Source organism: Paenibacillus sp. N3/727 (assembly GCF_022637315.1).
Classification (GTDB): Bacteria; Bacillota; Bacilli; order Paenibacillales; family Paenibacillaceae; genus Paenibacillus_AQ; species Paenibacillus_AQ uliginis.
The window spans coordinates 5516601-5529413 of sequence record NZ_CP093336.1; the positions used below are offsets into that span (position 1 = coordinate 5516601).

Sequence of the window (12813 nt, forward strand, 5' to 3'; positions counted from 1 at the left end):
TCACCATAACGACGGAATGGAGAACCAATCGATCTTAAACGTCAGCTTCATGCCCTCTTCCAAAAAATCAACTTCCTTAACTGTAACAATGTCAGGCAGATAGTCCTTCAATGATATTTCAATGGGTTCCAACTTAAAGATGGACAATGGAATGTCCGCACTACGGATTTTCGTGAATTGATGCTCCAGTATAAGCTTGCTTCCGTTCGAAGTCATATGGAATTGCAAAGTGGCTCCAAAAGGAAATACGCCCCACTTCCCGTTCACTTCTGCCTTCATCATTTCGCCATTCATTTGGAAATCAGCACCTGTTATATCCACACCGACATCATGTGTGCTCAAATATTTGATCAGGTTTTTCTTGCTCATCTGCGCTACTTCGTCTTTATTCAAAACCATCTGCGGTTGGCGCGTTTCCAACATGCTCATGATTTTACCTTTCGTATCGATTGAACGATATTTTAAATCCAAGTTTTTTGTCGGTGTCACATACCAGATCCCTGCTCCAACAACGACGATAATAAGCATTAATAGCCCAAGCAGGATCCGCCCGCCTTTCTTTTTGCGGCGACTCATTCGGCTTCCCTCCTCCGAGTATGTATCGCATGAATCGATCATGAATACTCGTCCAAAAGTATAGCTGAATCCGTCCTCCTTGTCACGTAACTCACAAGCAACAGCTTATGTAAAACCTTACAATTCTTGTTGACTTAAAAAATATTCCTTCTTAATTGGTTCATTTTACCTTTATAATGGTTATATCGTTAATGTCGATACATATTACATCCAATTTCAAGGAGGAGACAAACCATGAAAAAAATTCTAAGCGTTACAGCAGTACTCGGCCTTACTCTATCAATGGCGGCGATAGCAGCAGCCGATCCGGTTGAAACTGTAGAAACAACTCAATCTACTACTACTACGACAACAACAACCACTACCCCGGTAGTTGAGGTTTCTGCAACAACTTCAACTTATTTTGAATTTAAAGAGCCTACCATTAAAGCGGCAGAGTTTCCGCTGATTCCTATGAAGCTCATTCAGCTCACCGAGAAAACTTACTTCTATGATATGCCAAACGGAACCATCCAAGGTGTTCTGGCACCTCAAATAATCGATTCAACTAGGACCAGCACGCAAGTGGTTGCGGACGGTGAGTGGGTTGAAGTTTACACCTGGATCGGTAAATATTGGATCTTCATGGGCGATAATTAATCCCAAAAAGGGGCTGCAATCATTTGCAGTCCTTTTTTTATTTGTAGGATGAGACCCTACAGATCCTTCGGCTCCACGTGAACATGAACGTTCATAATATTATGATATTTTACCATCCGCTCTTCAATCGTTTCGCTGATTTCGTGTCCCTCAATAACGCTTAATTGCGGGTCAACCTCAACGACAACATCGACCAGTACATGATTACCATGAATTCTGGCTTTCACATCTTTGATTCCTTCAACACCGGGAGTGCGTGCTATGGTCCTACGGAGATCCAAAAGCCGCTGCTCATCAAATCCATCTGTCAGGCTATGCGTACAATCGCGGAAGATTTCCCACGCGGTTTTGCAGATCAGCAATCCAACTCCGAGTGCCGCTACCGTATCCAGCCAAGGAAGCCCGAATTGAGCTCCAATAATACCTATCGCTGCGCCTATACTGACCATTGCATCTGAAAGGTTATCCTTCGCCGCAGCCATCAGCGCTTGGTTGTTAATCTGACGTGCCAATCTGACGTTATATTTGTAAACGCCAAACATAGCAATAGCACACAACCCTGCCACGCCGGCTGACCATAGGTCTGGTGTACCCTTGCTTCCCTCAAAAAAGGAACTAACCGCTTCAACCAGCACCTGTATTCCGACCACCGCCATAATAAATGAGGCGATAAGTGCCGCTACCGTCTCGGCTCTGAAATGCCCATAAGCATGATCTGAATCAGGAGGCTTCCGTGATATCTTCAGACCGATCAGTACAGCAACCGAGGCCACAATGTCCGTCAGGTTGTTAAAACCGTCAGCTAGCAACGCGCTCGAGGCGAATAGATAACCGCTGATTAATTTAAACGCAGATAGTACCAGATAAGCAGCAATGCTGATCCAGGCTCCACGCTCTCCCTTTTTTATATCATCATATACATTCACCGTGCATGTCTCTCCTTCGCTGCTTCTCTCTTACTAAGGGGCCGCTTCAAAACTTACTTACCTATCCTAGCAAAGGCATACCTTGTGGGTCTAGAGAAACCTTGTGAGACAAGAGAAACCTTGTAAGACAAGAGAAACAGAGTTGCTTAAGGCAAAAAATAGGCCCATAACCGAATATATTTATTGTTACCCTTGCCGTACGTTTTAAAAACGAATAAAATGAGGACAACTCATAATCCGAGGAGGAAGCCGTCATGTCGGAAAATAACGATTCACGCAAGGTGAGTCTGGCCGATGCGATCCGTCAGAAGCTGGAACAGAAGAAACAACAAAATTCATCTGGCAAACAGGGTTCATATCAGCCCGGTACTACGCAAAAAATGAAGAGCCAAAACAACAAAAAACCGAACAACCAACGCCGTCGTACCGGCGGATCGTAACAACGCCGCTTAAATGCAAAAAAAGCTGCCCCTTCAAACGAAGGGTGCAGCTTTTTCAAAATCTAAGAAAGTATAAGTTCAGCACCATACTTTAACCTTTGATTTCTCCGCGAAACGTAAGCTTGCCTGTCAAAGACAGGCAAAGCCGTTTACGCTTAAAATCTAAGAAAGTTAAGCTTCAACCGGATACATGCTCTCACGAAGGGCTTTAATCTCTTCGCTCTCCAGATATTCATCATAACTCATCGTACGGTCGATAACTCCGTTCGGTGTGATCTCAATGATCCGGTTCGCAATGGTCTGAATGAATTGATGGTCATGCGATGTAAATAGGATCGTACCGTCGAAATCGATCAATCCGTTATTCAGCGCGGTGATGGACTCGAGGTCCAAGTGGTTCGTAGGCTCATCAAAAATAAGCACGTTCGCACCGTTCAGCATCATTTTGGCCAGCATGCAGCGGACCTTCTCACCACCGGACAGAACACTCGCCTTCTTCAGCGCTTCCTCGCCGGAGAACAGCATACGTCCGAGGAAACCGCGCAGGAACGTTTCATCCTGATCGTTGGAATACTGACGCAGCCAATCTACCAGGTTCATATCCACACCGTCAAAATAAACGGAGTTGTCTTTCGGGAAGTACGCTTGGGTCGTTGTTACGCCCCAGCTATATTCTCCGGCTTCCACTTCCGTTTCACCGGTAACAACCTGGAACAACGTTGTCTTCGGCAGACTGTTCGGTCCGACAAAAGCAATCTTGTCACCTTTGTTTACGACAAAGCTGACGTTATCCAGTACTTTCTCGCCTTCCATCGTCTTCGTAATGCCGTCCACCGTCAGAAGCTGCTTACCTGCTTCACGTTCCGGTTTGAAGTTAAGGAACGGATATTTACGGTTCGACGGACGAAGGTCATCCAGCGTAATCTTATCAAGCTGCTTCTTACGGGATGTCGCCTGCTTCGATTTCGAAGCATTTGCCGAGAAACGCTGAATAAAGGCTTGGAGTTCCTTGATCTTCTCTTCTTTCTTCTTGTTCGACTCACGCTGAAGCTGAAGCACCAGCTGACTAGACTCGTACCAGAAGTCATAGTTACCGACATACAGCTGGATTTTGCCGAAATCAATATCCGCAATGTGCGTACACACCTTATTCAGGAAGTGACGGTCATGGGATACAACGATAACGGTGCCTTCATAATCCATCAGGAAGTTCTCGAGCCATTGAATAGACTCCAGATCCAAGTGGTTGGTAGGCTCGTCAAGCAGCAGGTTGTTCGGGCGGCCGAACAGGGCTTGTGCCAAAAGGACACGGACCTTTTCGTTACCGCTGAGTTCTGCCATTTTCTTGTCATGAAGTTCACGCGAAATACCAAGACCGATCAGGAGTGCAGCCGCATCCGGCTCAGCATCCCAACCGTTCAGCTCAGCGAATTCACCCTCCAGCTCACCAGCACGCATGCCATCCTCTTCGGAAAAATCAGCTTTTGCATAAAGGGCATCCTTCTCCTTCATGATCTTGTAAAGGCGTGCGTGACCCATGATAACGGTCTCCAGAACTGCATATTGATCATACTCATAATGGTTCTGTTTGAGGACAGCCATCCGTTCGTTCGGTGTCATATGAACTTCACCTTGGTTCGGTTCGATTTCACCGGACAAGATTTTCAAGAAAGTGGACTTACCCGCACCGTTCGCTCCAATCAAGCCATAACAGTTGCCAGGAGTGAATTTTATATTTACATCTTCAAATAGTGCTCGTTTGCCATAGCGGAGCGTAATCCCGCTTGTACTGATCATTAAGCATTACCATCCTTTTATACTATTGGTTTCCCAGCACATTATAGCATAAGAAATCCTTTTAACGAAGCCTTACCGCTTAAAAACGTCATTATGATGCATTTAGAGTAATAAAGGCCTAAACAAAAGGAAAAAACCTCCTGAAATGACCCTGCCCGGCTGACAGGCATCAGAAGGTTTCTGAGGCTTGCTGAGACTTGCTTACATGTCATGAGGATTCTACTTTCCTCCGCTCCGGCTGCACCTTAAAGGTCTCGCCGTGCTTTAGAATGCGAATCTGCTCTTCACCGATTCCGAGTCGCTTACGCTCAAGTTCCATCCGCTCCAACGCTTCCTGCGCCGTATCATCTGCGAGCCGGAACGTGCCGTAATGCATTGGAATCATCGTCTCGGCCTTCACGTCCAAAAACGCCTGCAATGCTTCCTCCGGATTGACATGCTGTGAGGTCATAAACCATTCAGGCTCATAGGCCCCGATTGGCATGAGCGCAATATGAATATTAAATCGATTACCGATTTCTTTAAATCCCGGAAAATAGCCGCTGTCTCCGGCAAAATACAAATTCGGCGGAAGAACACGAGAGGTATCCTGTGAATCTGCCCCCTCATCACGTGTCTCCTTCTGCTGAAGCTCCGGTTCCAACACAAAGCCACCCCAATGGGAAGTGTTCGTATCAAACGGTGTGCGCCGCGTCCAGTGCTGAGTTGGAACGAATGTTATGGTGACGCCGCCAATCGTCGTCGATTCCCACCATTTCAGCTCAACCACACGTCTGAAACCCTTGCTGAGCATTTTACGCCGCAGACCGACGGGAACAACAATGGTCGTCTCAGCCCGATACAGCTTACGTATCGAGGCGATATGCATATGGTCATAGTGGGAATGCGATATGAGAATAATGTCCAGTGGCGGAATTTCGGCGATCGGAAGCCCTGGCTCTCCAAGACGTTTCGTGAACGCCATCCTCCGTGCCCATATCGGGTCAGTTACGATATTTAAGCCCTCATATTGGATGAAAAATGTCGCATGCCCAACCCAAGTAACGGAGGTTTCATGCCGATTTCCGTGTAAATATTCGAGATCGGGCTCCAGATTCGGTATGACATACGAATAGTCTTTTCTCTTGTTACGGCGTTCGTCACGCCATTGCTTGAACTGTTTCAATGTTTTATCTGTACTGACGTTATCGATATTGTTATAGCGGATTTTTGGCATTCTGCCTCCTCCTTCCATTACCATATATTTTACCCCATTTTTTTATAAGTCCTCAACCGAGCTCACATTTTACCATCTATATTTCATACAGTGAAGCAATGTGCGTCCTATTCTGACGGGTCTTTATATTTCAATGCGTACACCACCATGAAAGCTACAGAGGCCGCCACCGTCAGCATGGGAGCAATAAAAATAGTGAAATCGTCCATTTCCTTCACCCCTTTTTGCCGGATTTGCCGAGAATGTAGTTGGCATCAAACAGAAACAGGCGCATCAACAAGATCAGTGATGGAATCAACACGCACAGGCCAAGGACAAATGCCGTGATCATGGTAATAGCCATCGTATCGTTCGTTACGCTCTCATGGATATTGATATATTTATACAACACATACGGTAAATGCGAGCGGCCATATCCGTACCATGCAAAAGCAAACTGGAGCATAACCATGATGAAAGACAGACCCAGCCATCTCCGCTTCCAGACGCCGTAAACAGCAAACAGGAAGCAAAGAAATGATGCGATAAACATCCACGATATATCGAGCATCGCCTCAAAATGCTCTGGATTCTGCCTGTTTAAAGTTAAAAACGCAAAGAACGAAAACAGAATCGTCGGTCCGCTCCAGATTAATGCATATCTCCGGACGACACCAAATGCGACTTCGTCTCCAGCCCGGTTCGCATAGTAAGACAAGAACATCGCGGATATATATAGAACACTTACTAGAGCCAGCACAATTACAGACCATGTATACGGGTTCGTGAAAAAATTATTCCAATCCAACTGCACCTTGCCGTCGGCCAGGTAAATGATTCCGCCCTCTGAGATGGCCAAAACCGTGGAAAGTGCAGCCGGAATCAACAGCCCCGTTGCTCCATATAGAGCCATGTAGATTTTGTTATTTTCCTTGCTGCTGCCGTAGGTGTTGTATGCGTAATAAGCTCCCCGGATGGCGAGCAGCACAGTAGCCAGACTGCCGGGAACGAGTAACGCGGTACCGTAATAGAACGCCGCATCCGGAAAAAATCCGACGAGTCCAACGACGAAAAAAATGAGAAACACGTTTGTTACTTCCCATACAGGCGACAAGTATCTTTGAATAATGTTGTGTATTTTGTTCTCATGGCCTGTCAGACCACTGTAAAAGCTGAAAAATCCAGCCCCAAAATCGATGGACGCCACAATCAGATAGCCAAACAGAAACGTCCAAAGAATTGCGATAGCCACTAATCCGTAACTCATTGTCCGCTGCCTCCCTTGCTATTCAGTCCAAGCATCGCAAGCTCTTCCTCTGCATTTTTGTTGCGAAACAGCTTGGTAAGCACCCGAATGGCAGATACCGACAGCACCAAATACAGCAAAATGAATAGCAGCAGCATCCATCCCACATTTGGTGAAGTTGTCGCCGCATCCGCCACCTTCATATACCCTCGCAAAATCCACGGCTGCCGGCCGACTTCAGCCAAAAACCAGCCGAGCCAAATGGCTACCAAGGCCATTGGACCAAGCGCCAAAATGCCTATGAGCAACCATTTCGGATAAGCCTTCTTGCCCGGAAGCCATTTGCGAAACATATACAAAAGCGGAATCGCGACAAGCAAAACGCCGTTCGTTACTTTTAAATCGAAGAAATAATGAATCATGAGCGGCGGCTGTTCGTCCTCCGGAAATTCATTCAGGCCGATAACCTCGGTATCCGGGCGGTTTCCCGCCAGGATACTTAGCGCATACGGAATTTTCAACGCATATTTAATGTCCCGGTTCTCATCCAATACACCGCCATAAATGAGCGGGGCCTCTTTCATGGTCTCAAAGTGCCATTCCATTGCCGCTAGCTTTTCGGGCTGGTACTTTGCCAGAAATTTTCCGGAGAAATCACCGATCATTACCGTTGCTACTGCAAATACAAACGTGGAAATGACCGTTAGCTTTAAAGCCTTTTTGAAGTAAGTGTGCTTGTTCCCCCGCAGCAGGCTGTACGCGGCAATACTCGCCAAAGCGGCGGCGCTGGTCGTATAGGCAGAAGCCAGCACGTGACTCACTTTTGTCGGCGTAGCCGGATTGAACATAGCGACAAAAGGATTTACATTCGTGAACACCCCGCCCACCAGTTCAAAGCCTTGCGGCTGGTTCATAAACGCGTTCATACTCGTAATGAAAATAGCTGAGAAGGAAGCGCCGATGGCTACGGGAATGAGCAGCAGCAAATGCGTATATTTACTTTTGAACCGGTCCCAGGTGTACAGATAGATTCCCAGAAAAATAGCCTCGACAAAAAAAGCGAACGTCTCCAAAAAAAGCGGAAGCGCAATCGCTTTGCCCGCTACGCGCATAAACGTCGGCCACAGCAAGCTGAGCTGAAGCCCGATTGCTGTGCCCGTCACGACACCGACCGCTACGGTGATGACGTACCCCCTCGCCCACCTGCGGGCAAGCAGCGTATAATGCCCATCCCCCGTATGTATGCCCCGCCATTCCGCCAGAGCAAGCATCACAGGGATACCTACTCCGATTGTGGCTAGAACGATATGAACGAACAATGTTAAGCCAGTTAACACCCGGCTCATCAAAACAGGATCCAGGGAAGACATCAGGTTCACTCCTTGTTGTTATTCATCTTTTGAGAGGGAGAAACTATCCGAAATAACGCATATAGCGTATAAAAGCCTTTACCGTGGCGTACAACATAACCGCAGCGGCTACAAAACAGACGATAGCCAATTTTTTGTCCTGTTTCACATTCATGCTGTAAAGCCTCCTTTAATTAGAAACCTTAAAAAAGAGTTCTCGACATATACAGTTTGACAATCCCTTCCTCTTTTTATCCGGGATTGTTGAAAATCCTGATTTTCGAGGAATATTCATGATGAAGATAAGACGGGTTATGTTTTTTCCTGTCCATAAAAGAGGTACAATAGATTAGATGAAAAGGAGGTAGCGAATGAAATGAAAATTACGTTTATCGAACCTACTCCGAGTCCGAACTCCATGAAACTTCATCTAGATGAGTCTCTGGAACCCGGGATTCGCAAGACATATACCACGGATAACGAACGTTCTGCACCGGCGTGGATCCGTGAGCTGCTTCATATTCCCGGTGTAAAAAGCATTTTTCACACACTTGACTTTATTGCGCTCGACCGTAAAGGAAATGCCGATTGGCCCTCCATTCTGGGAGAAGTGCAGGAAAAGTTTGGCCAAGAAGGATTGAAAACAGGCCTCGAGGAGAATGAAAACGACGGTGCAGGATTTGGGGAAGCCCAGGTGTTTGTCCAGCTGTTCCGCGGCATTCCGATGCAAATTCGTGTAAAAGGTAAAGGTCGTGAGGAACGCATCGCTCTTTCCTCCCGCTTCACGCATGCGGTAACGGAAGTAGCTTCCACTACCTTGATCAAGGAACGGAAGCTTAAAGATTACGGCGTGCGCTATGGTGAGCTTGAGGATATTGCACGTGAGGTGGAGCAAGAACTGGAAGCCGCATATCCTCAAGATCGGCTGGATAAAGTCGTTGCCCAGGCCATTGCCCATGGCGCAGACGAGGAAGAATTTGTGGAGCAGCGCCGCAAACTGACCCATGAGGAAATGCTGTCAGCAATGGAAGATCCGGACTGGCGTGTACGGTATGCTGCCTTTGATGTGCTGGAGCCGACAGAGGCACACCTTCCTCTGCTTAGCGCCGCACTGAAAGATCCCAAAATGCAGATTCGCCGTCTGGCAGTGGTCTATCTTGGAGACTTGCGCACGCCAGAGGCGATGGAACTTTTATATGCCGCGATGTCTGACGATACGCCGGCCGTACGGCGTACTGCCGGGGACACTCTTTCCGATATCGGGGACCCTGCAGCAACTCCGGTCATGATGAATTCGCTTAACGACAGCAGCAAACTTGTGCGTTGGCGTGCAGCCCGCTTCTTGTATGAAGTTGGAACCGAGGAAGCCCGCCCTGCACTGGAAGAAGCCGCACAGGATCCAGAATTCGAAGTAAGTCTGCAAGCCCGCATGGCGCTGGAGCGAATCGAATCCGGCGAACAGGCCGCCGGTACCGTATGGCAACAGATGGCCAAACGTTCACGGGATTAACATGTAATGTTATAAATATCCATTGCTTGTATCGTGAAAAATGCTATATACTTAGGCTCTATTAAACAAAATAAAGATAGCCTCATCATTCCTAGATGAGGTAGAGGTTGCGAATGTGATTAGTAAACGTGCCGAGGTGAAGAGTTACCTGTGACGCACGCTGAATGGCACATTCGCCGAAGTGGACGTCTGCGCTCTTGCATCGTCTGCTGGGTCCGATCCCGAAAGGGACGGAACTGTCACGGGAGCCAATCCTTACGCTTCCCGTGTTGTGCTATCTTCATGGAGGTATGGTGCGGTTATATTCAGGGCCGCAGTGTATACTGCGGCCCTTTTGCATTTATCCATGAACGTGTTTATAGATCATTTTTAGTGAAAGAAGGAGTGTTTCACCATGAGACGCAAGAAAGCACCTGCGACCTCACTCAAACCCAGTTTTAAAGCCCGTCACATGACCATGATTGCCTTGGGCGGTTCCATCGGAACCGGCCTGTTCCTCGCCAGCGGCGGCGCAATTGCTGCCGCCGGACCGGGTGGCGCATTGCTCGCTTATTCCGCTGTCGGACTAATGGTTTATTTCCTGATGACCAGTCTCGGCGAGCTGGCCACCTATCTTCCCGATTCTGGGTCCTTCAGTACGTATGCGACCCGTTTTGTCAGCCCGGCATTCGGTTTTGCGGTCGGCTGGAATTTCTGGTACAACTGGGCAGTCACCATTGCCGCAGAGCTTGCTGCCGCAACGGTAATTATTAAGTTCTGGTTCCCGGACAGCCCATCTTTCCTGTGGAGCTTGTTATTCCTCGGCATCATGTTCGGTCTGAATGCGTTGTCGGCTAAAGGTTACGGCGAATCGGAATATTGGTTTTCTATTATCAAAGTTGTCACCGTCATTATCTTCCTGATCGTCGGCGTCATGATGATTTTCGGAATTCTCGGCGGAGAGGCAGTCGGATTTTCCAACTTCAATATGGACGGGGGCTCGATGCACGGTGGCTTCTTTGCCCTCGTCGGTGTCTTCATGGCCGCAGGATTTTCTTTTCAGGGAACCGAGCTCATCGGTGTTGCCGCCGGAGAGAGCGAAAACCCACGACAAAACGTGCCGCGTGCCATCCGTCAAGTATTCTGGCGCATTTTGATCTTTTACATTTTTGCTATTCTCGTCATTGGTTTGCTTATACCGTACACGCATCCAAGCTTGCTGCAATCGGGCGTGGGTGATATCGGTGTTAGTCCGTTTACGCTCGTGTTTGAAAAAGCCGGACTGGCCTTTGCCGCTTCCGTGATGAACGCTGTTATCTTGAGTTCCGTTCTATCCGCAGGAAACTCCGGCATGTATGCCTCTACCCGCGTGCTCTATGCGATGGCAAAACAGGGAATGGCACCAAGATGGCTGAGCCGTCTGAACAGCCGCGGCGTTCCCATAGCAGCTCTTATTGTGACCTCATCTGTCGGTATACTCGCCTTCCTCGCTTCCTTTTTCGGTGATGGCGTCGTGTACATCTGGCTGCTGAACGCCTCTGGTATGTGCGGCTTCATTAACTGGCTTGCCATTGCGGTCAGCCATTACCGCTTCCGGAAAGCTTATGAGGCGCAGGGCCGGGATCTCAAGGATTTGCCTTTCCGTGCCCGCTGGTTCCCGTTCGGACCGATCTTCGCCTTCCTGCTCTGTCTTGTGGCTATCATCGGCCAGGGGAACTTCGGTGGCGAAACAGACTGGTATACGATTGTTGCAACTTATTTCAGCATTCCGCTGTTCCTTGCAATCTGGTTCGGCTACCGTCTGGTAAAGAAAAGCAAAATCGTTCCGCTGCAGGATTGCGACCTCAGCACGAATATCCAATAAGTATTTGTAATAAGCAAAAAACAGCTTCTTCCTTTTGGGAAGAAGCTGTTTTGATTTACCATGAAATGTGAACCTTCAAATCGTTCGTATCTTCAAAAAGATTATGGTAATAACGGATAGCCCCGACACCCGCTTTGCGCTGCAGATCCTGAAGTACCTTTAGCAGATCATTTTCCTTGCCGCCAAATCGGAACACAAGCTCTGTCTTTCCAGACTGCTTCGCGGCTTTTACTTTGGAGTTCAAGTCAAGGTATGTACGCACAACCGCGTTACTCTCGTACAAATGGTACTCCAGCTCATTCGTCAGCGTCCGATAAACACTGGATTTTGCTGACTTTTGAGCGGCCAGCGTTTTAAGTGTGCTGCGGTAAGTCGTATTCGCCGCCGGGTAAGACTTCGTCCATGTATGGTCTTTTCTCATCTGGACATCACTCCGGAGGTAGTAGGTATAGGATACGGCACCGTCCCGGTCAGGTACCGGATCGTTCCACGTCGTGTCCAGATGATACCATTTACCATCTAGAAGAACCAGATTCCATGCATGCAGCTGACCCTGCGGATTCCCCTCAGGATAAGCGGTTCCTTCCACGATTTTATTTTGGATCCCTGCCTCTTTCAGCAGCTTATGTGTTAATAGCGAGTATCCCTGACAAACCGTGCTCCCTGTACTTAACCCGTCATAAGCCGTGTACTTTTCAAGTGTCGTGTCATACTTCAAATTCAGTACAACCCAGTCATTAATAGCCTTGACCTTCTCGTGATCATTCATACCAGACTTCATGATGGAACCCAGTACACTCTTGACCCGTTTGTTGACATACTCGGTTTGACTTCCGGTTTCCCGGTAGGTAAGCCGTACTGTCACATCGGCCGAGCTTGAAGTTCCCCGGTAATCATAGCTATAACTGGCTATTGTGTAGTGAATATAAGGATCGCTGTCCATCGCTTGGTCCAGCGCCTCCTTAAGCTGTGTCTTGAGCGACTCGGTCTGGCCCTGATACACAAAACGAACGGTTGACTCCCTGCTGTTCATAGCTGAAAGCAGCTTCTGCTGGATCTCGCTAACAGACTTTACAACCGCTTTATCGGAATTGGCATATACATTGCTGACTTCAACCGGTTCAGGAATGGCAGCTACGGTTACCGCCAAAGTCCCAACCAACAGCAGTTTCACAAATGTCGACCGTTTTCGTTTCATGGGTACACCCGCCCTTCGTCTTCCACATTCGTTTGCATATTTATTGTATCATAATAACCCAGGCCCTGAGGCTTCTAGTTTTGTCGACCAAGCA

Annotated in this window: 12 protein-coding genes and 1 riboswitch; of the genes, 4 read left to right on the forward strand and 8 right to left on the reverse strand. The window is 47.9% G+C overall.

What is annotated here, in order from left to right; genetic code table 11:
• Window positions 1-576, reverse strand: a complete 576-nt coding sequence (locus MNQ98_RS25790; RefSeq protein WP_241930759.1) for a hypothetical protein — start codon at window positions 574-576, stop codon at window positions 1-3.
• A gap of 234 nt (window positions 577-810) precedes the next feature.
• On the opposite strand from MNQ98_RS25790, the gene MNQ98_RS25795 reads away from it, so the two are divergent.
• On the forward strand, window positions 811-1215 hold the full coding sequence (locus tag MNQ98_RS25795; RefSeq protein ID WP_241930760.1) for a hypothetical protein: 405 nt from the start codon (window positions 811-813) through the stop codon (window positions 1213-1215).
• A gap of 56 nt (window positions 1216-1271) precedes the next feature.
• On the opposite strand, the gene MNQ98_RS25800 is transcribed toward MNQ98_RS25795, so the two are convergent.
• A complete protein-coding gene (locus MNQ98_RS25800) occupies window positions 1272-2141 on the reverse strand; it encodes a cation diffusion facilitator family transporter (RefSeq protein ID WP_241930761.1) in 870 nt (289 codons plus the stop codon).
• Between the two features lie 254 nt (window positions 2142-2395).
• On the opposite strand from MNQ98_RS25800, the gene MNQ98_RS25805 reads away from it, so the two are divergent.
• Window positions 2396-2581: a hypothetical protein gene (locus MNQ98_RS25805; protein WP_208917752.1), complete on the forward strand. Its 186-nt coding sequence runs from the start codon at window positions 2396-2398 to the stop codon at window positions 2579-2581.
• A 171-nt stretch (window positions 2582-2752) separates the two neighbouring features.
• On the opposite strand, the gene MNQ98_RS25810 is transcribed toward MNQ98_RS25805, so the two are convergent.
• The 5 genes from MNQ98_RS25810 to MNQ98_RS25825 all read right to left on the reverse strand — a co-directional run bounded on the left by MNQ98_RS25810 (window position 2753) and on the right by MNQ98_RS25825 (window position 8189).
• Window positions 2753-4378, reverse strand: a complete 1626-nt coding sequence (locus tag MNQ98_RS25810; RefSeq protein WP_241930762.1) for an ABC-F family ATP-binding cassette domain-containing protein — start codon at window positions 4376-4378, stop codon at window positions 2753-2755.
• Window positions 4379-4586: 208 nt separating this feature from the next.
• Window positions 4587-5594 (reverse strand): MBL fold metallo-hydrolase, encoded by a 1008-nt coding sequence (locus MNQ98_RS25815; protein WP_241930763.1) that lies wholly within the window; start codon window positions 5592-5594, stop codon window positions 4587-4589.
• A gap of 107 nt (window positions 5595-5701) precedes the next feature.
• The gene (cydS, locus tag MNQ98_RS29965; RefSeq protein WP_481856679.1) at window positions 5702-5803 is read right to left on the reverse strand and encodes a cytochrome bd oxidase small subunit CydS family protein; all 102 of its coding nucleotides are present in this window, start codon (window positions 5801-5803) and stop codon (window positions 5702-5704) included.
• A gap of 5 nt (window positions 5804-5808) precedes the next feature.
• Complete coding sequence (locus MNQ98_RS25820) at window positions 5809-6840, reverse strand: cytochrome d ubiquinol oxidase subunit II (RefSeq protein WP_241930764.1); 1032 nt, start codon at window positions 6838-6840, stop codon at window positions 5809-5811.
• Entirely contained in the window at window positions 6837-8189 is a 1353-nt protein-coding gene (locus MNQ98_RS25825; RefSeq protein ID WP_241930765.1) for a cytochrome ubiquinol oxidase subunit I, read from the reverse strand. The genes MNQ98_RS25820 and MNQ98_RS25825 overlap by 4 nt, the downstream gene beginning before the upstream one ends.
• A gap of 355 nt (window positions 8190-8544) precedes the next feature.
• On the opposite strand from MNQ98_RS25825, the gene MNQ98_RS25830 reads away from it, so the two are divergent.
• On the forward strand, window positions 8545-9678 hold the full coding sequence (locus tag MNQ98_RS25830; RefSeq protein WP_241930766.1) for a virulence factor: 1134 nt from the start codon (window positions 8545-8547) through the stop codon (window positions 9676-9678).
• 93 nt (window positions 9679-9771) lie between these two features.
• A riboswitch (Lysine riboswitch) is annotated at window positions 9772-9963 on the forward strand.
• 109 nt (window positions 9964-10072) lie between these two features.
• A complete protein-coding gene (locus MNQ98_RS25835) occupies window positions 10073-11521 on the forward strand; it encodes an amino acid permease (protein WP_241930767.1) in 1449 nt (482 codons plus the stop codon).
• Window positions 11522-11576: 55 nt separating this feature from the next.
• On the opposite strand, the gene MNQ98_RS25840 is transcribed toward MNQ98_RS25835, so the two are convergent.
• Window positions 11577-12719, reverse strand: a complete 1143-nt coding sequence (locus tag MNQ98_RS25840; protein WP_241930768.1) for a transglutaminase domain-containing protein — start codon at window positions 12717-12719, stop codon at window positions 11577-11579.
• Between the last annotated feature and the right edge of the window lie 94 nt (window positions 12720-12813).

Coding starts and splice junctions, on each gene's coding strand:
- cydS (WP_481856679.1), bottom strand. CDS start 5,803: ATGGACGATTTCACTATTTTTATTGCTCCCATGCTGACGGTGGCGGCC.
- MNQ98_RS25820 (WP_241930764.1), bottom strand. CDS start 6,840: ATGAGTTACGGATTAGTGGCTATCGCAATTCTTTGGACGTTTCTGTTT.
- MNQ98_RS25805 (WP_208917752.1), top strand. CDS start 2,396: ATGTCGGAAAATAACGATTCACGCAAGGTGAGTCTGGCCGATGCGATC.
- MNQ98_RS25795 (WP_241930760.1), top strand. CDS start 811: ATGAAAAAAATTCTAAGCGTTACAGCAGTACTCGGCCTTACTCTATCA.
- MNQ98_RS25790 (WP_241930759.1), bottom strand. CDS start 576: ATGAGTCGCCGCAAAAAGAAAGGCGGGCGGATCCTGCTTGGGCTATTA.
- MNQ98_RS25840 (WP_241930768.1), bottom strand. CDS start 12,719: ATGAAACGAAAACGGTCGACATTTGTGAAACTGCTGTTGGTTGGGACT.
- MNQ98_RS25830 (WP_241930766.1), top strand. CDS start 8,545: ATGAAAATTACGTTTATCGAACCTACTCCGAGTCCGAACTCCATGAAA.
- MNQ98_RS25825 (WP_241930765.1), bottom strand. CDS start 8,189: ATGTCTTCCCTGGATCCTGTTTTGATGAGCCGGGTGTTAACTGGCTTA.
- MNQ98_RS25810 (WP_241930762.1), bottom strand. CDS start 4,378: ATGATCAGTACAAGCGGGATTACGCTCCGCTATGGCAAACGAGCACTA.
- MNQ98_RS25835 (WP_241930767.1), top strand. CDS start 10,073: ATGAGACGCAAGAAAGCACCTGCGACCTCACTCAAACCCAGTTTTAAA.
- MNQ98_RS25815 (WP_241930763.1), bottom strand. CDS start 5,594: ATGCCAAAAATCCGCTATAACAATATCGATAACGTCAGTACAGATAAA.